The sequence below is a fragment of the Curtobacterium sp. C2H10 genome, assembly GCF_025407985.1.
GTDB lineage: Bacteria > Actinomycetota > Actinomycetes > Actinomycetales > Microbacteriaceae > Curtobacterium.
Genome location: NZ_JABXGF010000051.1, coordinates 1 through 25281, shown reverse-complemented (window position 1 = coordinate 25281; position 25281 = coordinate 1). Strand labels below are relative to the sequence as shown.

The following is a 25281-nucleotide window of genomic DNA, read 5'->3' as shown; positions in this document are numbered from 1 at the left end:
GGGCGACCCTCTCGCAGGAGAGCCGCCCGTTCGAGCGTCCGGAGGACTGCTTACTTGCCGAAGCTCTTGAAGCGCTGGTTGAACTTCTCGACGCGACCGGCCGAGTCGAGGATGCGCTGCTTGCCCGTGTAGAACGGGTGCGACGCCGACGAGATCTCGACGTCGATGACCGGGTAGGTCGCACCGTCGAGCTCGATGGTCTTGTCGCTGTTCGCGGTCGAACGCGTCAGGAACGTCTCACCGGAAGCCAGGTCACGGAAGACGATGGCGCGGTACTCGGGGTGGATGTCGGTCTTCATGGAGATTCCTCGGTTGCGATGATGGGGACGTGCGCGGCACTCGTACGAGCACGACGCGGGAAATCTGCGGCTTGCGCCAGCCGTCTACGTTACCAGACGACCGGCCGGATCGGGAGCAGCGTCACGATGCGCGCGCCGTGTACCGCCCGGCGTCCTTCGACACGGTGAGCTCGATGCCGAACGCCTCGGTCAGGGTCGGAGCGGTCAGGACCTCGTCGATCGGCCCGGCAGCCTGCACGTGCCCGTCCGCGAGCACGAGGGCGTGGGTGAACCCGGCCGGGATCTCCTCGACGTGGTGGGTCACGATGACGATGGCCGGCGAGTCCTCGCTCTGCGCGTAGCCGCCGAGGGTCCGTACGAGGCTCTCACGCGCGCCGAGGTCGAGCGACGCGGCCGGCTCGTCGAGGAACAGGATCTCGGGGTCGGTCATCACGGCCCGGGCGATCTGCACACGCTTCTGCTCGCCGTCGCTGAGCTCACCGAAGGTCCGGTCGGTGAAGGCACCGAGGCCCCACTCGTCGAGCACGCGCTGGGCGCGGCGGACGTCGAGCTCCTCGTACTCCTCGTTCCAGCGGCCCGTCACCGAGTACGCCGCGGTGAGCACGACGTCGATGACCTTCTCGGTGACCGGGATGCGGCGCGCGAGGGCCGTCGACGCGAAGCCGATGCGCGGACGCAGCTCGAACAGGTCGGCACCGCCGAGCTCGGTGCCGAGGACCTCGACCTCACCCGAGGTCGGGAAGGTCTGGGCGCCGGCGACCTGCAGCAGCGTCGTCTTGCCGGCACCGTTGGCACCGAGGACGACCCAGCGTTCGTCGTCCTGCACCTCCCACGAGATCCCGTCGAGGATGGTGGCCCCGTTGCGGACCACGGAGACGTCTGACAAGCGCACGACCGAGGGCATGCGACCAGCCTAGGGGTTCTGCCCGAGCACCTCGTCGTAGACCTGGCGTGTCCGCCGGGCGATCGCGTCCCAGGTGAACTCGGTCTCGACGCGGAGGCGTCCGGCGCGGCCCATGAGCTTCGCGAGCCCCTCGTCGGCGAGCACCTCGGTGAGGGTCGCGGCGAGGTCGGCCACGTAGCGGTCCGGGTCCGTCGGGGTCCCGGTGCCGTCCTGTGCCTGGTCGATCGGCACGATGCGACCGGTCAGTCCGTCCGCCACGACCTCGGGGATGCCCCCGGTGCCGGTGCCGACGACGGGGATCCCGCACGCCATCGCCTCGAGGTTGACGATCCCGAGCGGCTCGTAGATCGACGGGCACACGAACACGGTGCCCGACGACAGCACGTTGACGATCTCCTCGTGCGCGAGCATCCGGTCGATCCAGACCACCCCGTCACGAGCGGAACGCAGCGAGTCGACCAGACCCGTGACCTCGGCCATGATCTCCGGCGTGTCCGGTGCACCGGCGCAGAGCACGATCTGCACGTCCGCCGGCAGCGAGGCCACCGCCCGCAGCAGGTACGGCAGGCCCTTCTGCCGGGTGATGCGTCCGACGAACACGACCGATCGACGCGACGGGTCGATCCCGAGCGCGCGGACGGCGTCCTCGTCGACGGTGGGCTTCCACTCGTCGATGTCGATGCCGTTGTAGACGACGTGCACCTTCGCGGGGTCGATCGACGGGTACGAGCGGAGGATGTCCGCCCGCATCGCCTTCGACACGGCGATGACGCCGTCGGCGTGCTCGAACGCCTCGCGCTCCATCCAGCTCGACAGCCGGTACCCGCCGCCGAGCTGTTCGGCCTTCCACGGGCGGAGCGGCTCGAGGCTGTGCGCCGTGACGACGTGCGGGATGCCGTAGGTCAGCTGCGCGATGCGTCCCGCCGAGTTCGCGTACCAGGTGTGCGAGTGCACGAGATCGGCACCTTCGACGTCCGCGGCGATCGCGACGTCGGTGCCGAGTGCCTGCAGCGCGCCGTTCGCCTGCTCGAGGCCGCCCGGCGTGCGGTAGGCCCACACGTCGGCCTCGTCGCGGAACGCCCCGAAGGCGCGGACGCGCACCTCGGTGTCGGTGTCGGACCGCAGCGCCGCGGTCAGTTCGGCCACGTGGACACCCGCACCGCCGTAGACCTCCGGCGGATACTCCCTGGTCAGCAGATCGACTCGCACGCGTTCAACGTAACGGGTTCCCAGTGCTGACGCCTACTGTGAGCGGCATGGCACCAAAGAAGGTCTTCGGCATCGTGCTCGCCGGCGGCGAGGGGAAACGGCTCATGCCGCTCACGGCCGACCGTGCGAAACCCGCTGTCCCGTTCGGCGGGAACTTCCGTCTCATCGACTTCGCGCTCTCCAACCTCGTCAACTCCGGACTGCAGAAGATCGTCGTCCTGACGCAGTACAAGTCGCACAGTCTCGACCGCCACGTCGCCGAGACCTGGCGCATGGAGGGCCTGCTCGGGTCCTACGTCGCCTCGGTCCCGGCGCAGCAGCGGCTCGGCAAGCGGTGGTTCGCCGGGTCGGCCGACGCGATCCTGCAGTCGCTCAACCTGCTCCGCGACGAACGCCCCGACATCGTCGTCGTGGTCGGCGCCGACCACGTGTACCGGATGGACTTCCACCAGATGGTCGAGGCGCACATCGCCTCCGGCCGCAGCGCCACGGTCGCCGCGATCCGTCAGCCGATCGGCCTCGCCGACCAGTTCGGCGTGATCCAGGTCGCCGACGACGACCCGACGAAGATCGAGGCGTTCCTCGAGAAGCCGAAGGACGCCGTCGGGCTCGCGGACTCCCCCGGCGAGATCCTCGCGTCGATGGGCAACTACGTCTTCGACGCCGACGCCCTGGTCGACGCCGTCCTCCGTGACGGCCAGATCGAGGCGTCGGACCACGACATGGGCGGCGACATCGTCCCGGACTTCGTCGCGCGTGGTGACGCGGGCGTCTACGACCTCAAGCGCAACGACGTCCCCGGGTCGAACGAGCGCGACCGGTACTACTGGCGCGACGTCGGGACGATCGACTCGTTCTACGACGCGCACATGGACCTCATCGCACCGGTGCCGGTCTTCAACCTGTACAACCAGGACTGGCCGATCTTCAACCAGCAGACGAACCTGCCCCCGGCGAAGTTCGTCCGCGACGCGAACGGCAACACCGGCTCGACGGTCGACTCCCTCGTGTCGCTCGGCTGCCTCGTGTCCGGCGCCCAGGTCGAGCGCAGCATGATCGGCCCCTGGTGCGGCATCGACTCCGGCGCGAAGGTCCTCGACTCGATCGTCTTCGAACGCGCTTCGATCGGCGCCGGCTCCGTCGTGAACCGCGCGATCCTCGACAAGGACGTGGTGATCGCCCCCGGCGCCCAGGTCGGCATCGACCGCGAAGCGGACGAAGCGCGCGGCTTCACCGTCACCGAGTCCGGCATCACGGTCGTCGGCAAGGGCGTGCGCGTCGACGCGTAGCGTCGCGCGGGCAGGAACGGACGGCCCAGGAGGCGCGGCTGGCGTCATGAACGCCGGCCGCGCCTCCTGAGTCGGTACCGTTGGTGCGTGCCACGCTTCCTCGTCGTCCTCGATGCCGATTCCACGCTCCTCGAGGACGAGGTCATCGAACTCCTGGCCGACACGGCGGGGACCCGGCCACAGGTCCAGGCGATCACGGAGCGCGCCATGCGCGGCGAGATCGACTTCGCCGAGAGCCTCCGGGAGCGTGTCGCGACCCTGGCGGGCCTCCAGGACGACGTCTTCCGGGGTGCACAGCAGGCGGTCCGCGTGACGCGGGGCGCCGATCAGCTCGTCCGCGGCGTGCACGCCGCGGGCGGGACCGTCGGCGTCGTGTCGGGCGGCTTCCACGAGGTCCTCGACCCGTTCGCCGAGCAGCTCGGACTCGACCACTGCCGGGCGAACCGGCTCGAGGTGGTGGACGGCGTCCTCACCGGGCGGGTCCTCGGCGACGTCGTGGACGCGCACGCCAAGGCCGTCGCACTGCGCGAGTGGGCCGCATCCGACGACGTGCCGATCGTCCGCACCGTCGCGATCGGCGACGGCGCGAACGACCTCGAGATGATGCGTGTGGCCGGACTGTCGGTCGCGTTCGACGCGAAGCCGCTCGTCCGCGAGCAGGCGGACGTCGCGGTCGTCGACCGTGACCTGTCGAGCGTGCTCGCGACGCTCGGCCTGCGCGGCTGACGCGCCGCCTGCCGCGCCGCGCCGGCCGGGCCGAGACTCGGCCCCGCGGACGGTTTCGCGGCCGCTTCGCCACGAAGGTGTCCGCCGAGGCGAGGCTCGGCGGACGCGCCCCGGCCTAGTGCCCCATCCCGAGGCCGCCGTCGACCGGGATGACCGCGCCGGAGATGTACCCGGCCCCGTCGCCGGCGAGGAACAGCGTGGCGTCCGCGACGTCGTCGACGGTGCCGTACCGCGCCGCCGGGATCTGCTTCTTGAACTCGGCCTGCAGTTCTTCGGGCAGCGCCGCCGTCATGTCCGTCTGGATGAACCCGGGCGCGACGACGTTGGCGGTGATGCCGCGGGAGCCGAGCTCGCGCGTGATCGACCGGGCCATGCCGACGAGGGCGGCCTTCGACGACGCGTAGTTGACCTGGCCGACCTGGCCGTAGGCGCCGACGACGCTCGACATGAGCACGATGCGGCCGAACTTCGCCTTCATCATGCCCTTCGTGGCGCGCTTGACGACCCGGAACGTCCCCGTGAGGTTCGTGTCGATCACGCTCGTGAAGTCCTCCTCCGACATGCGGAGCAGCAGCTGGTCGTTCGTGATCCCGGCGTTCGCGACGAGGACCTCGATCGGTCCGAGCTCGGCCTCGACCTGCGAGAAGGCAGCGTCGACCGAGGCCGTGTCGGTGATGTCGGCCTGCACCGTGAGCGCGCCCTCGGGGCCGCCCTGGCCGCTGCGGGACGTGACCGCGACGCGGTGGCCGGCGGCGACGAAGCGCTCCGCGAGGGCGTGGCCGATGCCGCGGTTGCCGCCGGTGACGAGGACGGTACGGGGGGTGCTCATGGTCGCTCCGTTCGGGGTGGGTTGCACGGCGCGCCGGGCCCGGGCCGGGTCGGACACGCCCGGAAGAGCGTACCGGAGCCGATACGCGCACCGTGTCCGCGCGCGGCGGAACCATCCGGGCCCGCGCGGAGTTAGGCTTTCCCTCGGGCAGAGGAAAGAACATCGGATGAAGACGACGCACAGCATCACCACCCTCCCGGACTCTCCGGAGCAGGATCGTGCGCACCGCCTGTCCCGGTACGTCTGGCAGATGGCCCTCCGCGTCGTGTTCTTCATCGGGGCGGTCGTCGTGTGGTCGATCTGGCACACGTGGATCGCCGTCATCCCGATCGTCCTCGCCGGCGTGATCCCGTGGGTCGCCGTCATCATCGCCAACGCGGGCAGCCGTGCCGAGAGCGACATCGTGACGCCTGCCGGTGCGATCCAGCTCTACGACGCCGTGGACCCGCGACTCCGCGAACAGCAGGAGGACGCCCGGGCCGAGGCGTACCGCGCCGAGCAGGACCGGCTGCGTGAGCAGGCGCAGGACGCGCAGGCCGAGTGGCAGCGCAACGGCGATCGCTCGCGTGTCTGGGGACGTCGCTGATGGGGGCCACGTTCGACCTCTTCACCGAACCCGGCTCGACCCCCGTGTGCTCGCGTGCCGGCTGCGTGTCGACCGCCTCGTGGCGCGTCAACTGGCGCAACCCGCGGATCCACGCGACCGACCGGGTGAAGATATGGGCCGCGTGCGACGAGCACCGTGACTTCCTCGCCGACTACCTCCGGTCCCGGTCGTTCCCCGTCCGGGTCACGGGCATGCACGAGGACGTGGACCGCCTCGACGACGAACGCGACCCGGCCGACGCCCCGAAGAACGACGTCGGTGCACGCGCAGCCGGTGACCGTCGGTGAACCAGCAGTTCGACCCGAGCTCCCGGTACGGCCGACGGCACGCGCAGAAGCTCGAGCGCGCCGCAGCCGCCTCCGCTGCCGACGGCACCACCCGGACCGCCGAGCGTGATCCGGACGAGCCCTTCGTCGGCTGGCGCTTCGTCCGGAGCCGGCGGTGGCTCGGCTACTTCGCCATCGCGGTGGCCTTCGCGATCGTGTGCGCGTTGTTCGGCATGTGGCAGTGGGACCGCCGGAACGAGGCCGTCCGCCAGAACGAGCAGGTCGCGCAGAACTACGAGCACACCCCGGTCCCCCTGGACGAGGCGCTCCCGACGGCGTCGAGCTGGAACGACGGCAAGACCTGGCTCCGCGTGAGCGTCACCGGCCGCTACGACACCGACGACCAGCTGCTCGTCCGGAACCGCGTGCACAACGGCCAGCCCGGCTTCGAGGTCCTCACGCCGCTCGTCACGGCCGACGGTCGTGCGTTCGTCGTCGACCGCGGCTGGGTCCCCACCGGCAACGCGCAGGACGCCCCCGACCACGTGCCCGCTCCCCCGTCCGGCGAGGTCACAGCGATCGTCCGCCTGCAGCCGAGTGAACCGCGCATCCCCGGCCGCACCGACCCGGCACACACCGACCAGGTGCAGTCCGTGACGCTGTCCGACGTCGGCAAGAAGGTCGACACGCCCATCTACACCGGGGCGTACGGGCAGCTCGCGTCCGAGTCCCCCGCCCCGACCGAGGCGCGCCCGCTCGGCTGGGAGCGCCCGACGGCCGACACCGGGCTGCACCTCAGCTACTTCATCCAGTGGTTCATGTTCGCGGTCGGCGGGTTCGGGTTCCTCGCCTACCTGATGGTGCAGGAGTTCCGGAACCTGAACCAGGACGACCCCGAGGAGCGCGAGCGCGCCCTCGAGCGCCAGCGCCGCAAGGACGCGAAGCCGAAGACGGACGCGCAGATCGAGGACGAGCTGCTGAACGCGGGTCGCTGACGCCAGCACAGGGCTGACGCCACCCAGGACGGACTGGAGGCGCGGTGCCAGCTGGCACCGCGCCTCCAGTCCGTCGACGGGTCGCGCCCGTCGGCGGTGCGGGTCACGCGAGCTCGATGAGCTCCGCGTAGTCCTTGTTCCAGTGGTCCTCGGTGCCGTCCGGCAGGAGCAGCACCCGCTCGGGGTTGAGCGCCTCGACCGCACCGGCGTCGTGCGACACCAGCACCACGGCACCCTCGTAGCCGGCCAGCGCGCCGAGGATCTCCTCGCGCGAGGCCGGGTCGAGGTTGTTCGTCGGCTCGTCGAGCAGCAGCACGTTCGCGCCCGACACGACGATCATCGCGAGCGAGAGCCGCGTCTTCTCACCGCCGGAGAGGACACCGGCCTTCTTGTAGCCGTCGTCACCGGTGAACAGGAACGAGCCGAGGACCCGTCGCGCCTCGGTCTCGTTGAGGTCGTTCGACGCGGACACCATGTTCTCGATCACGGTGCGGTTCACGTCGATGTTCTCGTGCTCCTGCGCGTAGTACCCGATCCGCAGGCCGTGTCCGGGCAGGATCTCCCCCGTGTCCGGCTGGTCGGCGCCCGCGAGGATGCGCAGCAACGTCGTCTTGCCGGCACCGTTGAACCCGAGGATCACGACGCGCGAGCCCCGGTCGATGGCGAGGTCCACGCCGGCGAAGATCTCGAGCGACCCGTAGGACTTCGACAGCCCCTCGGCCATCAGCGGGGTGCGGCCACAGGGCGTCGGGGTCGGGAAGCGCAGCTTCGCCACGCGGTCGACGGCGCGCTCGTCCTCGAGCCCGGCGAGGAGCTTCTCGGCACGCGCGACCATCTGGTGCGCCGCTGCGGCTTTCGTGGCCTTCGCACCGAAGCGGGCGGCCTGGTCCTTGAGCGTGGCGGCCTTCTTCTCGGCATTCGCGCGCTCCTTGCGGCGGCGCTCCTCGTCGGCGGCACGCTGCCGCTGGTAGAGCTTCCACCCCATGTTGTAGACGTCGATCGACTGGCGGTTGGCGTCGAGGTAGAAGACGCGGTTGACGACCTCGTCCACGAGCTCGACGTCGTGGGAGATGACGATCACACCGCCCGGGTACGTCTTGAGGTGTTCGCGCAGCCAGATGATCGAGTCGGCGTCGAGGTGGTTCGTCGGCTCGTCGAGGATCATCGTCTCGGCGTCCGAGAACAGGATCCGGGCGAGCTCGATGCGACGGCGCTGACCACCCGACAGTGTCTTGAGCTGCTGGTCGAGGATGCGGTCCGGCAGCTTGAGGTTCGACGCGATCGACGCCGCCTCGGCCTCGGCTGCGTAGCCGCCGAGCGCGTTGAACTGGTCGTCGAGCCGGCTGTACCGCCGCATGGCCTTCTCGGCGACGGCGGTGTCCGTGCTGGCCATGTCGAGCGTGGCCTGGCGGATGCCCTCGACGAGCTCGCCGAGCCCACGGGCGTCGAGGATGCGCTTGCGGGCGGTGTCCTCCGGGTTGCCGGAGCGGGGGTCCTGCGGCAGGTACCCGATCTCGCCGGAGCGGTCGATCTTGCCCCCGGTCGGCTGGGTCTCACCCGCCAGGGCCTTGGTCATCGTGGTCTTCCCCGCGCCGTTCCGGCCGACGAGGCCGATCTTGTCGCCCTTCTCGACGCGGAAGGACACGTTCTCCATCAGGAGGCGAGCCCCGACGCGGATCTCGAGGTCGTGCACGGCAAGCACAGCAGACGTCCAATCAGTTGGTGGATGTGCACAACGGTGTGTGCGGGAGGTGCACCGCTACGCTGACGGGACCGATGGTCCCGAACGGGACCAGCAGTCCATTCTAGGAGAATCCATGACGAACGCCACCGGGTTCGCTCGCCGCGCAGTCCTCGCCGACCGTCTGCGCACCCACGGCCTGGCCACGAACGCCGCCCTGGTCGCCGGCGGAGCACTCTTCACCGCCGCCATGGCGCAGGTCGAGGTGCCGATGTGGCCGGTGCCGATCACGGGCCAGACCCTGGCGGTCGTGCTCGTCGGTGCCACCCTCGGTGCCCGCCGCGGCATGCTGTCGCTGCTCGTCTACGCGGTCGCCGGACTCGCCGGTGCGCCGTTCTTCGCCGACTTCACGGGTGGCCTCGGCGCCCTCGCCGTGCCGAGCTTCGGCTACGTCATCGGCTTCATCCCCGCCGCCGGTGTCATCGGCTGGCTCGCCCGTCGCGACTGGGACCGCCACGTGGGCCGTGCCGCGGTGGCGATGCTCGTCGCCAGCGCGATCCCGTTCGTCACCGGTCTCCCCTACCTGGCCGTCGTGCTCGGACAGCTCGGCGCGCCGAACGACCTGCAGTCGGTCCTCGCGGCCGGGCTGTACCCGTTCATCGTGGGTGGCATCGCGAAGGCCCTCATCGCCGCGGGCATCGTGCCGCTGGCGTGGAAGGTCCTCGGCCGCCGCTGAGTCCCGTCGTAGAAGGGCCCCGCACCGTCCGGTGCGGGGCCCTTCTGCGTGCGCGGGGGCGCGCGGGGCGAGCGGGGGCGTACGCGAGCGGGCAGGACACGCCGCGGGCCGCCCGCCGAGCGGGCGAAACCGGCCGCTCCAGAGCGGCGAGCGTGACGTTTTTGGCCCGCTCGGGGCGCGCCCGAGACCCGACGCACAGACGGACGGGAGGCGCGGTGCCAGCCGGCACCGCGCCTCCCGTCCGTCAGGGGGTCGCGCCTAGATCGAGAACCCGAGCGCGCGCATCATCTCGCGCCCGTCGTCGGTGATCCGTTCCGGGCCCCACGGCGGCATCCAGACCCAGTTGATCCGGAACGCGTCGACGATGCCGTCGAGCGCGTTCGCCGTGTCGCCCTCGATGACGTCCGTCAGGGGGCAGCCCGCGCTCGTCAGGGTCATGCTGATCACGAGCGCGGTCGCCTCGTCGTCCCAGGCGAGGTCGTAGATGAGCCCGAGGTCGACGATGTTCACGCCGAGTTCCGGGTCCTGAACCTCCTTGAGGCCCTCGACGACCTCGTCGAACTTCTCCGGTGCGAGTGCGGTGATCATCAGTTCCCCGCCGCGGCGGCTGCGGCCTGCACGTAGCGGTCGTAGCCCTCGTTCTCGAGGCGCTCGGCGAGCTCGGGGCCACCCTGCTCGGCGACCTTGCCCGCGACGAACACGTGCACGAAGTCCGGCTTGATGTAGCGGAGGATGCGCGTGTAGTGGGTGATGAGCAGCACGCCGAGCCCGGTCGCGGCCTTGGCACGGTTGACGCCCTCGGACACGATCTTCAGCGCGTCGACGTCGAGGCCGGAGTCGGTCTCGTCGAGCACGGCGAACTTCGGCTTGAGGAGCTCGAGCTGCATGATCTCGTGGCGCTTCTTCTCGCCGCCGGAGAAGCCCTCGTTGACGTTGCGCTCGGCGAAGGCCGAGTCCATCTTGAGGTCGGCCATCGACTGGCGGAGGTCCTTGACCCAGCTGCGGAGCGCCGGGGCCTCGCCGTCGATCGCGGTCTTGGCGGTGCGGAGGAAGTTCGACACCGTCACGCCGGGGATCTCCACCGGGTACTGCATCGCGAGGAACATGCCGGCACGGGCACGCTCGTCGACGCTCATCGCGAGGACGTCCTCGCCGTCGAGCGTGATCGAGCCACCGACGACGTTGTACCGGGGGTGGCCGGCGATCGTGTAGGCGAGGGTGGACTTGCCCGAGCCGTTCGGCCCCATGATCGCGTGGATCTCGCCCTCGTTGATGGTGAGGTCGACGCCCTTGAGGATCTCCTTGACACCCTGGTCGGTGTCGATCGAGACCTGCAGGTCGCGGATTTCGAGAGTGGACATTGCGTTCCTTCGGTTGCAGCTGGTGTGCGGCGTCAGCCGCGGGAAGTGAGTGGAGGCCGGGGACGGCCGGGTCGGACCGGTCTCAGTCGACCGGGACGGGGTCGTGCACGTCGACGTAGACCTCGCCGTCACGGACCTCGACCCGGAAGACCGGGACGGGTTCGTACGCCGGGAAGTTCTGCGGCTTGCCGGTGGCCAGCGAGAAGCGGGACCCGTGGGCCCAGCACTCGAGCGTGTCGCCCTCGACGAACCCCTCTGCCAGGGAGATGTCCCCGTGGGTGCAGGTGTCGCCGATCGCGTGCACGGTGCCGGCGGAGTCCTTGACGATGGCGACCGCGGTGCCGTCGACCACGGCGCGCATCGGGCTGTCCACCTGGATGTCCGCCTCGGCACAGACCTTCGTCGACATCAGGCGGAGGCCTCCGGTGCGGCCTCGGCGATGACCGAGCGCCCCTCGGCGAGCTCCTGCTCGACCGCGGCGATGAGCCGTTCCTCGAGCTCGGGCGCACCGATCTTCTGGATGACCTCGACGAGGAAGCCGAGCACGACGAGACGACGTGCCTCTTCCTCGGGGATGCCGCGGGACTGCAGGTAGAAGAGCTGCTCGTCGTCGAAGCGACCGGTCGCACTCGCGTGACCGGCGCCCTCGATGTTGCCCGTCTCGATCTCGAGGTTCGGGATGCTGTCCGCGCGCGTGCCGTCGGTGAGGACGAGGTTGCGGTTCTGCTCGTACGAGTCCGTGCCGTCGCCGGCGCGCCCGATGAGCACATCGCCGATCCAGACCGTGTGCGCGCCCTGGCCCTGCAGCGCGCCCTTGTAGTTGACCCGACCGCGCGTGTTGGGCGCGTCGTGGTTCACGTAGACCTGCTGCTCGATGTACTGGCCGGCGTCGGCGAAGTACACGCCGTACATCTCGGTGTCGGCACCCTGCGCACCGAGGTGCGTCGAGGGGTTGACCCGGATGACGTCGCCGCCGAGCGAGACAACGACGTGCTTGAGGAAGGCGTCGCGGCCGACCTCGGCGAAGTGGGTCGACACGTGCACCGCGTCGTCGTCCCAGTCCTGCAGGCTGACGACGGTCAGGCGGGCGCCGTCGCGGACGACGATCTCGACGTTCTCGCTGAGGAGCGCCGAGCCGCGGTTGTCGAGCACGACGATGCCCTGCGCGTGCGCCTCGGCCGTGATGACCGTGTGCGCGGCGCGGGGCTGCGTGCCGAAGTCGGAGCGCGTGATCGTGATGAACTCGTGCGCCTCGGTGGACTTGACCGTGACGGCCAGCACCGCGTCGCGAGCGGTCCAGGCGGCCGCGGCGGCGCGGTCCTCGGGCAGGCCGGCGGTCCCGACGCGGGGGTCGTCGCTGCGACCCCACTCGACGTCGGCGCCGTCGGACTGGCGCGCGAGGAACGGGTAGGCGGATCCGTCGAGGCCACCGTCGAGCAGGGGCTGGAGCTTCGCGAGGGGCGCGAACTTCCAGTTCACCTCTCGCCCGGTGACGGTCGGGAACGCGTCGACGTCACCGGACTGGAACCGCTCGGAGCGGGTCTGCACCGGGATCGTCTTGTCGGGCGCGTCCCAGCCGCCGTCGGAGTGTGCTCCGGCGCCGTGCTGCGTGGTCGCCGCGGGCTCGATCGGCTGGTCGATGTGGGGAGGGGTGGTGCTGGACATCTAGCCGACGGATCCTTCCATGCTCATCTCGATGAGCTTGTTGAGTTCGAGTGCGTACTCCATCGGGAGCTCGCGGGCGATCGGCTCGATGAAGCCGCGGACGATCATCGCCATCGCCTCGTCCTCGGGCATGCCGCGCGACATGAGGTAGAACAGCTGCTCCTCGCTCACGCGGGAGACCGTGGCCTCGTGCCCGAGCTGGACGTCGTCGACGCGGATGTCGATCGCCGGGTACGTGTCCGACCGGCTGATGGTGTCCACCAGCAGCGCGTCGCACCGCACGGTGTTCGCCGCGTGGTGGGCTGCCGGGTCGACCCGGACCTCACCGCGGTACCCCGCACGACCGCCCCCACGGGCGATCGACTTCGACACGATCGAGGACGTCGTGTACGGCGCCATGTGGATCATCTTCGCGCCGGCGTCCTGGTGCTGGCCGGGGCCGGCGAAGGCGACGGAGAGCGTCTCGCCCTTGGCGTGCTCACCCGCGAGGTAGATCGAGGGGTACTTCATCGTCACCTTGGAGCCGATGTTGCCGTCGATCCACTCCATCGTGGCGCCCTCGTGCGCGATCGCACGCTTGGTGACGAGGTTGTAGACGTTGTTCGACCAGTTCTGGATCGTCGTGTACCGAACGCGGGCGTTCTTCTTCACGATGATCTCGACGACGGCCGAGTGCAGGGAGTCCGACTTGTAGATCGGGGCGGTGCAGCCCTCGATGTAGTGGACGTAGGAGTCCTCGTCCGCGATGATCAGCGTCCGCTCGAACTGGCCCATGTTCTCGGTGTTGATCCGGAAGTAGGCCTGCAGCGGGATCTCGACGTGGACGCCCTTCGGGACGTAGACGAACGAGCCGCCGGACCACACGGCCGTGTTCAGCGCGGCGAACTTGTTGTCGCCGGCCGGGATCACGGTGCCGAAGTACTCCTCGAAGATCTCGGGGTGCTCGCGCAGCGCCGTGTCGGTGTCCATGAAGATGACACCCTGCTGCTCCAGGTCCTCGCGGATCTGGTGGTACACGACCTCGGACTCGTACTGCGCGGCGACACCGGCGACGAGGCGCTGGCGCTCAGCCTCGGGGATGCCGAGCTTCTCGTAGGTCGCGCGGATGTCCTCGGGGAGATCTTCCCACGACTGCGCCTGCTTCTCGGTGGAGCGCACGAAGTACTTGATGTTGTCGAAGTCGATGCCAGTCAGGTCGGCACCCCACGTCGGCATCGGCTTGCGGCCGAACAGCTGCAGGCCCTTGAGCCGGTTCTTGAGCATCCACTCGGGCTCGGACTTGAGGTTCGAGATGTCGGTCACGACCTCTTCCGAGATGCCGCGGCGAGCAGAGGCGCCGGCCGAGTCGGAGTCGGACCAGCCGAACTCGTATTGGCCGAGCCCTTCGAGCTCGGGACGGTCGATGAGCACGTCGGACATGGTCTCCTCGTTTCCTTCTCGCGGCAGCGTCTTCGGATGTCAACCCGTGGCGTCTGGACGCCATTCCACCGCAGACCCCCGACACGCTCGTCGCGCGCACGGTGGACACGGTGTTGCTCCCTCGCAACGTCGATGGTTCCACACAGCCCTGAGTGTCGACGTCCGGGGTGTGAACGGCGATCTCGGACCATTCGGAGCCGGCGCCTGCCTAGACTTGACTGCTGCTGAACCCTCGAATCCTACAGGTTCGCTGCACGGAACAACAGGAAGGCACCACGCTCGTGACTCGCGTCGCATCCCCCGTCGACCAGGACGTCCGCCGTGCGCGGTGGTGGTCGCTCCCCCGTGTCGTCGACCAGCGTGTCGTCGTCCTCGCCTGGGCGTCGTTCGTCGTCGAGGTGATCCTGATCGGCACGGGCGGGCTCGTCCGCCTCACCGCATCGGGTCTCGGGTGCCCGACCTGGCCGAAGTGCACGGCGGACTCCCTCGTCTCGACGCCCGAGATGGGCATCCACGGCGTCATCGAGTTCGGCAACCGACTGCTCACCTTCGTGCTCGTCGTCGTCGCGATCGCCATGTTCCTGCTCGTCGTCCGGATGCGCCGCACGCGCCCCGAACTGTTCTGGCTCGCGTTCGCCCAGGGCGCAGCGATCCCGGTGCAGGCCGTGATCGGCGGCATGAGCGTCTGGACCAACCTCAACCCGTTCGTCGTCGGGCTGCACTTCGTCGTCTCCGCCGCGCTCACGGCGGTCACCGCCGCACTCGTCTACCGCGCGATGCGTGGTCCGCGCACCGCCGAGCGGCTCGTCCCCGGCTGGTACACGGGCGTCGTGCGCGGCACCATCGCCGCGGTCGTCGTCACCGTGCTCGTCGGCATCCTCACCACGGGCAGCGGCCCGCACGCCGGCGCCGACGAGGCGGTCGACGGCGGACGACTGCACCGCACGGGCTTCGACCCCGCCGTGATGGAGCACCTGCACGCGATCCCCGCCTACGTCCTGTTCGCCCTGACCCTCGTCCTCGTGGTCGGCGCGGTCCGCCTGCGCCTGTCGAGCAAGTGGGCGCTGCTGCTCCTGGTGGTCGAGTTCGTCCAGATCGCCGTCGGGCTCACCCAGGCGCGCACGGGGCTGCCGGTCGGTCTGGTGGGGACACACATGGTGCTCGCGGGCCTGCTCGTCGGTGCCACCACGGTCGTGACGCTCTCCACGCGCGGCACCGCCGGTCGCCAGGCCGTCCGCGAGCCGATCGCGGGCTGACGCGCGAAGCACCGCACGCGGTCCCCGACACCCCACGAGTCGATCGACTCGTGGGGTGTCGTTCGTCGCGCGGAACGCGGCCAGGTGACGGCCTGGAGGCGCGGTGCGGGCCCGCCACGCGCCTCCAGGCCGGTGGGTGGTCGCGCCGGCGCTCCTGCGGACCCGGAACGACCACCCCGACGTCGTACGACGACGGCCGCGTCGCGCGCCAGCGCGTTCGACAACCCGCGTCCGCAACGAACGACATCGTCGCTGTCGTACGACAGCGACGATGTCGCACGGGGTCCGCAGCCGAGACGGCCGCGCCCGCCCAGCGCTAGAAGGTGAAGACCTGCGGCAGCAGCGGGTCGATGCCCACGGCGATGAACAGCAGCGTCAGGTACGTGATCGAGCTGTGGAAGACGCGCATCGGCTGCACGTGCTCCACGTGCTGGATCGCCCGCGAGTACAGCCGGTGCGACTCGACGACGAACCAGATGCCACCGGCCAGCGCGACCACCGTGTAGAGCGGCCCCATGTGCGCGACCGGGATGAGCAGCAGCGAGCAGACGAGCGTCGCCCACGCGTACAGGACGACCTGCAGACCGACCACCGTGCGACCGCGGACGACCGCGAGCATCGGCACGTCGGCGGCGTCGTAGTCGTCGCGGTACTTCATCGACAGCGGCCAGTAGTGCGGCGGCGTCCAGAGGAAGATCACCATGAAGAGGATGACCGGCGCCCAGGTCAGCGACCCGGTGACGCCCGCCCAGCCGATCAGCACGGGCATGCAGCCGGCCGAGCCGCCCCAGACGATGTTCTGCGGGGTGCGGCGCTTGAGCCACAGCGTGTAGACGAAGACGTAGATGAGGATCGCGATGACGCTCAGGGCGGCCGCGAGCCAGTTCACCAGGAACCCGAGGACCGCGGTGGACGCGACGCCGAGCACCCACGAGAAGACGAGTGCCTCACGGTCGGAGAGCTCACCGGTGACGAGCGGCCGGGTGCTCGTCCGCTTCATGAGCCGGTCGATGTCGCGGTCGATGTAGCAGTTGAAGGCCGAGGCGGACCCGGCCGACATCGCGCCACCGAGCATCGTCCAGAAGACGAGCCACAGGTCCGGCACCCCGCGCTCGGCGAGGAACATCGTCGGTGCCGTCGTGACGAGCAGCAGCTCCATGACCCGCGGCTTCGTCAGTGAGACGTAGGCACGCACCTTGCGCGACAGCGTCGAGCGGGGTCGATCGGTGTCGGGCCGGGTCACGGTGGCAGTCGGCAAGGGAACCTCAGTCTGTTCGCGTCAGCTCACACGCTCGGTGGACGGCTCCGTCGTCGTCGGGGCGTGCGTCGACCCGGAATGCGCACGGGTCCCCGACAGTTTACGTGATGGAGGCGCCGCGATGATGCCCCGCCCCGCCATCCGGACCGAAGTCACCCACCGACACGCCCGGCCGACGGCGGGTCCCCGCGACGACGAGTGAACAACCGGCGTCACCTGAACCCCTTCTGAGTGCATGGTCACTATGCTGGAGTCGCCCTCCCGCAGTGCGTGCCCCGATGACGTCGGCCGCGAAGAGCCGGTCGGCCGCCGCGAGACGGCGACCCGACGAAGGCCCCGGGATGGCGATCATGTCCGTGCGATGGCACGAGCCCTCGCACATGTCGCATCAAGAAGGGTCAACATCCAAGTGGCTGAATTCACCTGGGACGCCATCGACAGGAAGGCCGTCGACACGGCCCGCGTACTCGCCGCCGACTCGGTCGAGGCCGCCGGCAACGGTCACCCCGGCACCGCGATGAGCCTCGCGCCGGTCGCCCACCTGCTCTTCCAGAAGGTGATGCGTCGCGACCCCAGCGACTCCACCTGGATCGGCCGCGACCGCTTCATCCTCTCCGCCGGTCACGCCTCGATCCTCCAGTACGTGCAGTTCTACCTGCACGGCTACGGCCTCGAGCTCGAGGACCTCCAGCACCTCCGCAAGTGGGGCTCGAAGACCCCGGGTCACCCGGAGTACGGCCACACCGACGGCGTCGAGATCACCACCGGCCCGCTCGGTCAGGGCCTCGCCTCGGCCGTGGGCTTCGGCTACGCGCAGCGCTTCGAGCGCGGCCTCTTCGACCCGGAGACCGCCGACGGCGAGTCGCCGTTCGACCACTTCACCTACGTGATCGCCGGTGACGGCGACATGCAGGAAGGCGTCACGAACGAGGCCGCGAGCCTCGCCGGCCGCCAGCAGCTCGGTCGTCTGGTCGTCTTCTACGACTCGAACCAGATCTCGATCGAGGACGACACCGACATCTCCTTCTCGGAGAGCGTCCCGGACCGCTACGAGGCGCTCGGCTGGCACGTCCAGACCGTCGACTGGAAGAAGACGGGCGAGTACTCGGAAGACGTCGAGTCCCTCTTCGCCGCGGTCGAGGCCGCCAAGGCCGTCACCGACAAGCCGTCGCTCATCGTCCTCAAGACGATCATCGGCTGGCCGTCGCCGACCAAGCAGAACTCCGGCAAGATCCACGGCTCCGCCCTCGGTGGCGAGGAGCTCAAGGGCCTCAAGGAGGTCCTCGGCTTCGACCCCGAGCAGACCTTCCACGTCGACCCCGAGGTGCTCGAGTACACCCGCGGTGCCGTCGCCAAGGGCCAGGCGCAGCACGCCGAGTGGCAGAAGACCTTCGACGCGTGGGCCGCGGCCAACCCCGAGAAGAAGACGCTCCTCGACCGCATCAACGCCGGTGAGCTCCCCGAGGGCCTCGAAGAAGCCCTCCCGGTCTTCCCGACCGAGAAGGCCGTCTCGACCCGTGCCGCGTCCGGCAAGGTCATCAACGCCATCGCGCCGCTCATGCCCGAGTTCTGGGGCGGCTCGGCCGACCTCGCCGAGTCGAACCTGACCACGATCGAGGGCGCCAAGTCCTTCGGTCCGGTCGAGGCCTCGACCAAGGCGTGGAGCACCGACCCGTACGGCCGCGTGCTGCACTTCGGCATCCGCGAGCACGCGATGGGCTCGATCCTGTCGGGCATCGTCCTGCACGGGAACACCCGCCCCTTCGGCGGCACGTTCCTCATCTTCAGCGACTACATGCGTCCGGCGGTCCGTCTCGCCGCGCTCATGCAGGCGCCGGCGATCTACGTCTGGACGCACGACTCCGTCGCCCTCGGTGAGGACGGCCCGACGCACCAGCCGATCGAGCAGCTCAGCGCCCTCCGCGCGATCCCGGGTCTGGACGTCGTCCGCCCGGCCGACGCCAACGAGGTCGCCTACGCCTGGCTCGAGATGCTCAAGCACAAGGACCGCCCGGCCGGCATCGCGCTGAGCCGTCAGAACCTCCCCGTCTTCGAGCGTGGCGAGGGCGACGCCTCCGGTGAGGTCTTCGCCTCGGCGAAGAACGTCGCCAAGGGCGCGTACATCCTGGCCGAGGCGCCGAACGGCACCCCCGACGTGATCCTCATCGCGACCGGTTCCGAGGTCCAGATCGCCGTCGAGGCACGTGAGCAGCTCAAGGGCGAGGGCATCAACGCCCGCGTCGTGAGCGCCCCGTCGCTCGAGTGGTTCCGCGCCCAGTCCGAGAACTACCAGGACCAGGTGCTGCCGAAGAACGTCACCGCGCGCGTCTCGGTCGAGGCCGGGATCGCCATGAGCTGGCGCGACATCATCGGCGACAAGGGCCGCAGCGTCTCGATCGAGCACTTCGGTGCCTCGGCCGACTACCAGACGCTGTTCAAGGAGTTCGGCTTCACGACGGAGCACGTCGTGGCCGCCGCGAAGGAATCCCTCGCGGCTTCCTGACCCCCTGAGGGCCGGGTCCGGTTCGCCGGATCCGGCCCTTCTTCCGGGAGGCGCGGCTCGGCCCCGCCACGCGCCTCCCGGTCCCCCAGACCCCGGCCACCAGGCCGATGAAGGAAAGAAGAGAAACACATGGCTGAGAACACCCCCACCGCCGCGCTCTCCGCGGTCGGCGTGAGCATCTGGCTCGACGACCTGTCCCGCGAGCTCCTCGAGACCGGCAAGCTCGAGTCCCTCATCGCCGAGAAGAACGTCGTCGGCGTCACGACGAACCCGACGATCTTCGCCTCGGCCCTCGCCAAGGGCGAGCGCTACGACGCACAGGTCAAGGAGCTGGCCGCCGCCGGCACCGAGGTCACCGACGCGATCTTCGAGATCACCACGCAGGACGTCGCCAACGCGTCCGACGTCTTCAAGCCGATCTACGACTCGACCAAGGGCTTCGACGGCCGCGTGTCGATCGAGGTCGAGCCGGGCCTCGCGCACGAGACCCAGAAGACCATCGAGCAGGCCAAGTTCCTGTTCGACAAGGTCGGCAAGGAGAACGTCCTCATCAAGATCCCGGCAACGGTCGAGGGCCTCGAGGCCATCACCGAGGTCATCGCCGCCGGCATCTCGGTCAACGTCACCCTGATCTTCTCGCTCGAGCGCTACCGCGCCGTCATCGACGCCTACCTCGGTGGCCTCGAGAAGGCCAAGGCCGCCGGCCACGACCTCTCGAAGATCCACTCGGTCGCGTCCTTCTTCGTGTCGCGCGTCGACTCCGAGATCGACAAGCGTCTCGACGCCGTCGGCACGGACGAGGCGAAGGCCCTCAAGTCGAAGGCCGGCATCGCCAACGCGCAGCTCGCCTACCAGGTCTGGACCGAGGCGTTCGCCTCCGAGCGCGCCCTCGGCCTGCTCGAGGCCGGTGCGAACACCCAGCGTCCGCTCTGGGCCTCGACCGGTGTCAAGGACCCGTCGCTCCCCGACACGCTCTACGTGACCGAGCTGGCCGCGCCGAGCACCGTCAACACCATGCCGGGCAAGACGCTCGACGCCACGTTCGACCACGGCGAGATCCACGGCGACGCCATCGCCGGGTCGTTCGACGCTGCGCAGCAGGTCCTCGACCAGCTGGCCGCCCAGGGCATCGACTACGACGACGTCGTGGCGCTGCTCGAGAAGGAGGGCGTCGACAAGTTCAACGTCTCGTGGGGCGAGCTCGTCGACACCGTCAAGAACGCACTCGAGGGCGCCAAGTAGTGACGGTTTCCATCGCCGCCAGCGGTGACGCGGCGCGGGCCATCGACCAGGTGGTCCCGCGTCTCGTCACCGATCTGGTGGCGTCGGGCATCACCGCCCAGGACCCCGAGCTCTGGGGTCCCGACGCCGAGGCCGAGGCGTCGAAGCGCCTCGGCTGGGTGGAGGCCGTCTCGGTCTCCCGCCCGCTCGTCGCCGAGGTCGCGGCGCTGCGCGAGTCGCTCCTCGCCGAGGGGGTCGACCACGTCGTCCTCGCCGGTATGGGCGGCTCGTCGCTCGCGCCCGAGGTCATCACCCGGACCGCCGGCGTGCCGCTCACGGTCCTCGACTCCACCGACCCGGCGCAGGTCCGCGCCGCCGTGGAGCACCAGCTGGACCGCACCGTGCTCGTCGTGTCCTCGAAGTCGGGTTCGACCCTCGAGACCGACTCGCAGCGCCGTGTCTACGAGCAGGCCTTCCGCGACGCCGGCATCGACCCGGCGAAGCGCATCGTCGTCGTCACCGACCCGGGCTCCCCGCTCGAGGCCGTCGCGACGGACGCCGGGTACCGCGTCTTCACCGCCGACCCGAACGTCGGCGGCCGCTACTCCGCACTGACCGCGTTCGGCCTGGTGCCGTCCGGCCTCGCCGGTGCCGACATCGCGGAGCTCCTCGACGAGGCCGACGCCATCTCGGCGCTGCTCTCGGTCGACATCGACGAGAACCCGGGCCTCGTGCTCGGCGCCGTCCTCGGGGGCACCGCGCCCCTCCGCTCCACGATCGGCATCGTCGCGGACGGCACCCACATCGTCGGGTTCGGCGACTGGGCGGAACAGCTGATCGCGGAGTCCACCGGCAAGGACGGCCGCGGCCTGCTGCCGGTCGTGCTCGACGTCGACTCCCCCGAGGTGACCGCCGGGCTGCCCGACCTGCAGGTGATCCGACTCGTCGGCTCCCGCGAGGACGAGCGCCACGTCGCCGAGGGCGAGGTCGAGATCACCGGCACGCTCGGCGGCCAGCTCCTCGTGTGGGAGTACGCCGTGGCCGTCGCCGGTCGCCTGCTCGGCATCGACCCGTTCGACCAGCCCGACGTCGAGGCCGCCAAGTCCGCGGCCCGCGCCCTCCTGGACGACCGCCCGGCACCGACCGAACCGGCCTTCACCGAGGACGGCACCGCCGTCCACGCGACCGAGGGCCTGGCGGTCGGGACGACGATCGCGGAAGCCGTGTCGCGCCTCCTGGACCACGTCGGCCCCACCGGCTACCTGGCCGTGCAGGCGTACGTGGACCGCACCGCGAACCCGGACCTCGAATCGCTGCGCGACGCCTTCGCGGCGCGCACCGGCCGACCCGTCACGTTCGGCTACGGACCGCGCTTCCTGCACTCGACCGGCCAGTACCACAAGGGCGGCCCGGCGAACGGCGTGTTCCTGCAGATCGTGGCCGACGAGCCCGACGACCTGGCCATCCCCGGTCGTCCGTTCACGTTCGGCCAACTCATCCAGGCCCAGGCCTCCGGCGACGCGAGTGTCCTCGCGCAGTACGGCCGCCCGGTCCTGACCCTCACGACGACGGACGTCGCAGCTGCCACCGCAGCACTGACGGCCGCCGTCACCCTCTGACTCTCGAAGGAGTTCACCGACTCATGTCACCGGTGGCAATCACCCCGGAGCACAACCCGCTCCGGCTGCCGACGGATCGTCGACTGAACCGGATCGCGGGACCCAGCACCCTCATCATCTTCGGCGTGACGGGCGACCTGTCCCGCAAGAAGCTGATGCCCGCGGTCTACGACCTGGCGAACCGAGGGCTCCTGCCCCCGGGGTTCGCCCTCGTCGGGTTCGCTCGACGTGACTGGGAGGACCAAGACTTCTCCCAGCTCGTCCACGACGCGGTCCAGGAGCACTCGCGCACCCCGTTCGACGAGGACGTCTGGCGTCAGCTCGAACAGGGCATCCGCTTCGTCCAGGGATCGTTCGACGACCCCGAGGCGTTCCGCGAGCTCAAGCGGACCGTCGACACGCTGGACGCGGAGCGCGGGACGCTCGGCAACCACGCGTTCTACCTGTCCATCCCGCCGAAGATGTTCCCCGTGGTCACCGAGCAGCTCAAGCTGTCCGGGCTGACCGAGAAGCGCGAGGACTCCTGGAGCCGCGTGGTCGTCGAGAAACCCTTCGGCTCCGACCTCCGCACGGCGCGCGAGCTGAACGCGATCGTCGAGAGCGTCTTCGCTCCGGACGACGTGTTCCGCATCGACCACTACCTCGGCAAGGAGACCGTCCAGAACCTCCTGACGCTGCGGTTCGCGAACCAGATGTACGAACCCATCTGGAACTCGAACTACGTGGACCACGTGCAGATCACGATGGCCGAGGACATCGGCGTCGCCGGACGTGCCGCGTACTACGACGGCATCGGTGCGGCGCGCGACGTCATCCAGAACCACCTCCTGCAGCTCCTCGCGCTCACCGCGATGGAGGAGCCGGTCTCGTTCAAGGCGGCGGACCTCCGCGCCGAGAAGGAGAAGGTCCTCTCCGCGGTGCGCCTGCCCGAGGACCTGTCGACCGCCACGGCCCGCGGGCAGTACGCCGGCGGCTGGCAGGGCGGCGAGAAGGTGCTCGGCTTCCTCGAGGAAGCGGGCATGGACCCCGAGTCCGGCACCGAGACCTACGCGGCGATCAAGCTCGACATCGCGACCCGTCGCTGGCAGGGCGTCCCGTTCTACCTCCGCGCCGGCAAGCGTCTCGGTCGCCGCGTGACCGAGATCGCGATCGTGTTCAAGCGTGTCCCCGAGGACGTCTACGGCAACTCGCAGTCGCCCCTCGGCCAGAACGCGCTCGTCATCCGTGTGCAGCCGGACGAGGGCGTCACGCTCCGCTTCGGCTCGAAGGTCCCCGGCGTCGGCACCCAGGTGCGCGACGTGACGATGGACTTCGGCTACGGCCACGCGTTCACCGAGGCCTCGCCCGAGGCGTACGAGCGACTCATCCTCGACGTGCTCCTCGGCGACCCGCCCCTGTTCCCCCGTCACCAAGAGGTGGAACTGTCGTGGAAGATCCTCGACCCGATCGAGGAGTTCTGGGCCACGCAGGGCCAGCCCGAGCAGTACCGTCCCGGCACGTGGGGCCCGGCATCCGCCGACGCCCTGCTCGCCCGCGACGGCCGGACCTGGAGGCGTCCATGAAGATCGACCTGCCGAACACCACGGTCTCGAAGATCCAGAAGAAGCTCGTCCACATCCGCGAAGAGGGCGGCGCCGTCGCCCTCGGTCGTGTCCTGACCCTCATCATCTCGACGGCCCTCGGCCACGAGGAAGAGGCGATCGAGGCCGCGAACGAGGCGTCCCGCGAGCACCCGATGCGTGTCATCATCGTGTCGAAGAACGACGGCGACACGAAGTCGCCCGGTCGCCTCGACGCGCAGATCCGCGTCGGCAGCGACGCGGGTGCGAGCGAGGTCATCGTCCTCCGTGCCTACGGCGAGACCGCGACCGACGAGGAGAGCCTGGTCACGGGCCTCCTGCTGCCGGACGCGCCCGTCGTGGCCTGGTGGCCGCAGACCGCACCGGAGCAGCCCTCGGCGTCGGCCCTGGGTCGCATCGCCCAGCGACGGATCACCGACGCGGCCGCGCAGAAGGACCCGAACGGTGCGATCGAGGCCCTCGGGGCCTCGTACGTGCCGGGCGACACCGACTTCGCGTGGACCCGACTGACCCTGTGGCGCAACCAGCTCGCTGCGGCGCTCGACCAGCCGCCGTACGAGCCGATCACCGCCGTCGAGGTCTCGGGGGCGTACGACAGCCCGTCGACGATCCTGCTCGCCGCGTGGCTGCAGCTGCAGCTCGAGGTGCCGGTGGCCGTCGTCACGTCGCCGCGTGCGACCGGGTCGAGCGGCATCCACGGCGTCAAGCTCGTGCGCGAGTCCGGCACCATCGAGCTCGAGCGCTCCTTGGTGGACGTCGCGACGCTCTCCATGCCCGGGCAGCCGACGCATGACCTGTCGCTGCCGCGCCGCAACCTGCGCGACTGCCTGGCCGAGGAACTCCGTAGACTCGACCCGGACGTCCTCTTCGGAGACGTCGTCAAGCACGGGGTCCCCCAGCTGCGCGAGTCCATCGCCGGCTGAGCAAGCCCCACACGACCGGTCGGGCCGGCCGTCGTTCGTCCAGCGCGAGCGGCGGCCGGCCCGGACGGTCGGACCGACGGTGGTCGTACGACCGGTCGACCACCACGAACACGGGAGTCACGTGACCAACGAACGGCGGGTGCTGGTGCACCCGGACAAGCAGGCCCTCGGCGCTTCGGTCGCCGCACGCTTCATCACGAAGATCATCGACGTGCTCGACGAGCAGGAGCGCGCGGACATCGCCATCAGCGGTGGCTCCGTGTCGTCCCTCGTCCTCGCCGCGATCGGCCAGTCGCCGGCGCGTGAGAGCGTCGACTGGTCGAAGGTGCACGTGTGGTGGGTCGACGAGCGCTGGGTGCCCGCGGGCGATGCCGATCGCAACATCACCGGCACGCAGACGGACTTCTTCGACCACGTCGACATCCCGGAGTCGAACATCCACCCGATCGCGGCGTCGGACGCTGGCATCTCGATCGAGGACGCTGCGACCCGCTACGAGCAGGAGCTCCACGCCGCCGCGCCGGACGACGCCCTCGCGCCCCGGTTCGACATCACGCTCCTCGGGGTCGGACCCGACGGTCACACCGCGTCGCTCTTCCCGGAGTTCCCGCAGCTCACGGTGACCGACCGCATCGTGCTGCCGGTGGACGACTCCCCCAAGCCGCCGCCGCAGCGCCTGACCCTCACCTACCCGGCGATCAACGCGTCGCAGCGTGTGTGGGTCATCCTGTCGGGTGCCGAGAAGGCCTCGGTCCTCGGGCTCGCGCTCGCGGGTGCCTCGGTCGACGAGGTCCCCGTCGGTGGCGTGCAGGGGCGCAAGCGCACCGTGTTCTTCGTGGACCAGGACGCCGCTCGCGACGTCCCCGAGAACCTCATCGCGTCGACGTACTAGACGCGGGTCCCTGACGGACGGGAGGCGCGGTGCCGGCTGGCAC

Annotated in this window: 24 protein-coding genes; 13 read left to right on the top strand and 11 right to left on the bottom strand. The window is 69.9% G+C overall.

What is annotated here, in order from left to right:
* Positions 1 to 50: 50 nt before the first annotated feature.
* From HWD93_RS15225 to glgA, 3 genes are all read right to left on the bottom strand, one after another.
* Positions 51 to 299 (bottom strand): type B 50S ribosomal protein L31, encoded by a 249-nt coding sequence (locus HWD93_RS15225; RefSeq protein ID WP_070419036.1) that lies wholly within the window; start codon positions 297 to 299, stop codon positions 51 to 53.
* Positions 300 to 420: 121 nt separating this feature from the next.
* A complete protein-coding gene (locus HWD93_RS15220; RefSeq protein WP_070419037.1) occupies positions 421 to 1203 on the bottom strand; it encodes an ABC transporter ATP-binding protein in 783 nt (260 codons plus the stop codon).
* 9 nt (positions 1204 to 1212) lie between these two features.
* Positions 1213 to 2412, bottom strand: coding sequence for a glycogen synthase (glgA, locus tag HWD93_RS15215; RefSeq protein WP_071296309.1), 1200 nt, complete (start codon positions 2410 to 2412; stop codon positions 1213 to 1215).
* A 47-nt stretch (positions 2413 to 2459) separates the two neighbouring features.
* On the opposite strand from glgA, the gene HWD93_RS15210 reads away from it, so the two are divergent.
* Both HWD93_RS15210 and serB read left to right on the top strand, forming a co-directional pair.
* Complete coding sequence (locus HWD93_RS15210; protein ID WP_070419039.1) at positions 2460 to 3701, top strand: glucose-1-phosphate adenylyltransferase; 1242 nt, start codon at positions 2460 to 2462, stop codon at positions 3699 to 3701.
* An 87-nt stretch (positions 3702 to 3788) separates the two neighbouring features.
* Entirely contained in the window at positions 3789 to 4427 is a 639-nt protein-coding gene (gene serB, locus HWD93_RS15205) for a phosphoserine phosphatase SerB (protein WP_261647261.1), read from the top strand.
* 115 nt (positions 4428 to 4542) lie between these two features.
* Here serB and fabG read toward each other — a convergent pair whose 3' ends face one another.
* Complete coding sequence (gene fabG / locus HWD93_RS15200; protein WP_070419041.1) at positions 4543 to 5256, bottom strand: 3-oxoacyl-ACP reductase FabG; 714 nt, start codon at positions 5254 to 5256, stop codon at positions 4543 to 4545.
* Between the two features lie 166 nt (positions 5257 to 5422).
* On the opposite strand from fabG, the gene HWD93_RS15195 reads away from it, so the two are divergent.
* From HWD93_RS15195 to HWD93_RS15185, 3 genes are read left to right on the top strand one after another with little or no spacing between them, the layout of a single operon-like run.
* Positions 5423 to 5842: a DUF3099 domain-containing protein gene (locus HWD93_RS15195; RefSeq protein ID WP_070419042.1), complete on the top strand. Its 420-nt coding sequence runs from the start codon at positions 5423 to 5425 to the stop codon at positions 5840 to 5842.
* Positions 5842 to 6150, top strand: coding sequence for a hypothetical protein (locus HWD93_RS15190; RefSeq protein ID WP_070419043.1), 309 nt, complete (start codon positions 5842 to 5844; stop codon positions 6148 to 6150). The genes HWD93_RS15195 and HWD93_RS15190 overlap by 1 nt, the downstream gene beginning before the upstream one ends.
* Positions 6147 to 7124, top strand: a complete 978-nt coding sequence (locus tag HWD93_RS15185; protein ID WP_229087243.1) for an SURF1 family protein — start codon at positions 6147 to 6149, stop codon at positions 7122 to 7124. The genes HWD93_RS15190 and HWD93_RS15185 overlap by 4 nt, the downstream gene beginning before the upstream one ends.
* Positions 7125 to 7227: 103 nt before the next feature.
* Here the strand turns inward: HWD93_RS15185 and HWD93_RS15180 are convergent, their stop codons facing one another.
* Positions 7228 to 8826: an ABC-F family ATP-binding cassette domain-containing protein gene (locus HWD93_RS15180; protein WP_031261586.1), complete on the bottom strand. Its 1599-nt coding sequence runs from the start codon at positions 8824 to 8826 to the stop codon at positions 7228 to 7230.
* Between the two features lie 115 nt (positions 8827 to 8941).
* On the opposite strand from HWD93_RS15180, the gene HWD93_RS15175 reads away from it, so the two are divergent.
* Positions 8942 to 9541 carry a biotin transporter BioY gene (locus HWD93_RS15175; RefSeq protein ID WP_070419044.1) on the top strand — a complete coding sequence of 200 codons (600 nt, stop codon included), beginning with the start codon at positions 8942 to 8944 and terminating at the stop codon, positions 9539 to 9541.
* A 258-nt stretch (positions 9542 to 9799) separates the two neighbouring features.
* Here the strand turns inward: HWD93_RS15175 and HWD93_RS15170 are convergent, their stop codons facing one another.
* The 5 genes from HWD93_RS15170 to sufB form a co-directional block, all read right to left on the bottom strand.
* Positions 9800 to 10129 carry a metal-sulfur cluster assembly factor gene (locus tag HWD93_RS15170; RefSeq protein ID WP_022906025.1) on the bottom strand — a complete coding sequence of 110 codons (330 nt, stop codon included), beginning with the start codon at positions 10127 to 10129 and terminating at the stop codon, positions 9800 to 9802.
* Positions 10129 to 10902, bottom strand: a complete 774-nt coding sequence (sufC, locus tag HWD93_RS15165; protein ID WP_070419045.1) for a Fe-S cluster assembly ATPase SufC — start codon at positions 10900 to 10902, stop codon at positions 10129 to 10131. Before sufC ends, HWD93_RS15170 begins: the two co-directional genes overlap by 1 nt.
* An 82-nt stretch (positions 10903 to 10984) precedes the next feature.
* On the bottom strand, positions 10985 to 11314 hold the full coding sequence (locus HWD93_RS15160) for a non-heme iron oxygenase ferredoxin subunit (protein WP_070419609.1): 330 nt from the start codon (positions 11312 to 11314) through the stop codon (positions 10985 to 10987).
* Entirely contained in the window at positions 11311 to 12567 is a 1257-nt protein-coding gene (sufD, locus tag HWD93_RS15155) for a Fe-S cluster assembly protein SufD (RefSeq protein WP_071303096.1), read from the bottom strand. The genes HWD93_RS15160 and sufD overlap by 4 nt, the downstream gene beginning before the upstream one ends.
* Positions 12568 to 13986 carry a Fe-S cluster assembly protein SufB gene (gene sufB / locus HWD93_RS15150; protein WP_070419047.1) on the bottom strand — a complete coding sequence of 473 codons (1419 nt, stop codon included), beginning with the start codon at positions 13984 to 13986 and terminating at the stop codon, positions 12568 to 12570.
* 281 nt (positions 13987 to 14267) lie between these two features.
* Between sufB and HWD93_RS15145 the strand changes: the two genes are divergently transcribed.
* A complete protein-coding gene (locus HWD93_RS15145) occupies positions 14268 to 15242 on the top strand; it encodes a heme A synthase (protein ID WP_070419048.1) in 975 nt (324 codons plus the stop codon).
* Positions 15243 to 15558: 316 nt separating this feature from the next.
* Here the strand turns inward: HWD93_RS15145 and HWD93_RS15140 are convergent, their stop codons facing one another.
* The gene (locus HWD93_RS15140; RefSeq protein WP_070416200.1) at positions 15559 to 16485 is read right to left on the bottom strand and encodes a heme o synthase; all 927 of its coding nucleotides are present in this window, start codon (positions 16483 to 16485) and stop codon (positions 15559 to 15561) included.
* A gap of 424 nt (positions 16486 to 16909) precedes the next feature.
* Here HWD93_RS15140 and tkt point away from each other — a divergent pair, with 424 nt between their 5' ends.
* The 6 genes from tkt to pgl all read left to right on the top strand — a co-directional run bounded on the left by tkt (position 16910) and on the right by pgl (position 25238).
* Complete coding sequence (tkt, locus tag HWD93_RS15135; protein WP_071296307.1) at positions 16910 to 19003, top strand: transketolase; 2094 nt, start codon at positions 16910 to 16912, stop codon at positions 19001 to 19003.
* 129 nt (positions 19004 to 19132) lie between these two features.
* The gene (tal, locus tag HWD93_RS15130; RefSeq protein ID WP_070416202.1) at positions 19133 to 20245 is read left to right on the top strand and encodes a transaldolase; all 1113 of its coding nucleotides are present in this window, start codon (positions 19133 to 19135) and stop codon (positions 20243 to 20245) included.
* The gene (locus tag HWD93_RS15125; RefSeq protein ID WP_261647260.1) at positions 20245 to 21843 is read left to right on the top strand and encodes a glucose-6-phosphate isomerase; all 1599 of its coding nucleotides are present in this window, start codon (positions 20245 to 20247) and stop codon (positions 21841 to 21843) included. The genes tal and HWD93_RS15125 overlap by 1 nt, the downstream gene beginning before the upstream one ends.
* Positions 21844 to 21866: 23 nt before the next feature.
* Positions 21867 to 23405, top strand: a complete 1539-nt coding sequence (zwf, locus tag HWD93_RS15120; protein ID WP_071296305.1) for a glucose-6-phosphate dehydrogenase — start codon at positions 21867 to 21869, stop codon at positions 23403 to 23405.
* Entirely contained in the window at positions 23402 to 24346 is a 945-nt protein-coding gene (locus HWD93_RS15115; protein ID WP_070416205.1) for a glucose-6-phosphate dehydrogenase assembly protein OpcA, read from the top strand. Before zwf ends, HWD93_RS15115 begins: the two co-directional genes overlap by 4 nt.
* Positions 24347 to 24467: 121 nt before the next feature.
* The gene (gene pgl / locus HWD93_RS15110; RefSeq protein ID WP_261647259.1) at positions 24468 to 25238 is read left to right on the top strand and encodes a 6-phosphogluconolactonase; all 771 of its coding nucleotides are present in this window, start codon (positions 24468 to 24470) and stop codon (positions 25236 to 25238) included.
* Positions 25239 to 25281: the final 43 nt, after the last annotated feature.

Excerpts from the sequence above, each read along its gene's own strand:
- HWD93_RS15225 (WP_070419036.1), bottom strand. The coding sequence starts at position 299 with ATGAAGACCGACATCCACCCCGAGTACCGCGCCATCGTCTTCCGTGAC.
- HWD93_RS15220 (WP_070419037.1), bottom strand. The coding sequence starts at position 1,203 with ATGCCCTCGGTCGTGCGCTTGTCAGACGTCTCCGTGGTCCGCAACGGG.
- HWD93_RS15210 (WP_070419039.1), top strand. The coding sequence starts at position 2,460 with ATGGCACCAAAGAAGGTCTTCGGCATCGTGCTCGCCGGCGGCGAGGGG.
- fabG (WP_070419041.1), bottom strand. The coding sequence starts at position 5,256 with ATGAGCACCCCCCGTACCGTCCTCGTCACCGGCGGCAACCGCGGCATC.
- HWD93_RS15195 (WP_070419042.1), top strand. The coding sequence starts at position 5,423 with ATGAAGACGACGCACAGCATCACCACCCTCCCGGACTCTCCGGAGCAG.
- HWD93_RS15190 (WP_070419043.1), top strand. The coding sequence starts at position 5,842 with ATGGGGGCCACGTTCGACCTCTTCACCGAACCCGGCTCGACCCCCGTG.
- HWD93_RS15175 (WP_070419044.1), top strand. The coding sequence starts at position 8,942 with ATGACGAACGCCACCGGGTTCGCTCGCCGCGCAGTCCTCGCCGACCGT.
- HWD93_RS15170 (WP_022906025.1), bottom strand. The coding sequence starts at position 10,129 with ATGATCACCGCACTCGCACCGGAGAAGTTCGACGAGGTCGTCGAGGGC.
- sufC (WP_070419045.1), bottom strand. The coding sequence starts at position 10,902 with ATGTCCACTCTCGAAATCCGCGACCTGCAGGTCTCGATCGACACCGAC.
- sufD (WP_071303096.1), bottom strand. The coding sequence starts at position 12,567 with ATGTCCAGCACCACCCCTCCCCACATCGACCAGCCGATCGAGCCCGCG.
- sufB (WP_070419047.1), bottom strand. The coding sequence starts at position 13,986 with ATGTCCGACGTGCTCATCGACCGTCCCGAGCTCGAAGGGCTCGGCCAA.
- tal (WP_070416202.1), top strand. The coding sequence starts at position 19,133 with ATGGCTGAGAACACCCCCACCGCCGCGCTCTCCGCGGTCGGCGTGAGC.
- zwf (WP_071296305.1), top strand. The coding sequence starts at position 21,867 with ATGTCACCGGTGGCAATCACCCCGGAGCACAACCCGCTCCGGCTGCCG.
- HWD93_RS15115 (WP_070416205.1), top strand. The coding sequence starts at position 23,402 with ATGAAGATCGACCTGCCGAACACCACGGTCTCGAAGATCCAGAAGAAG.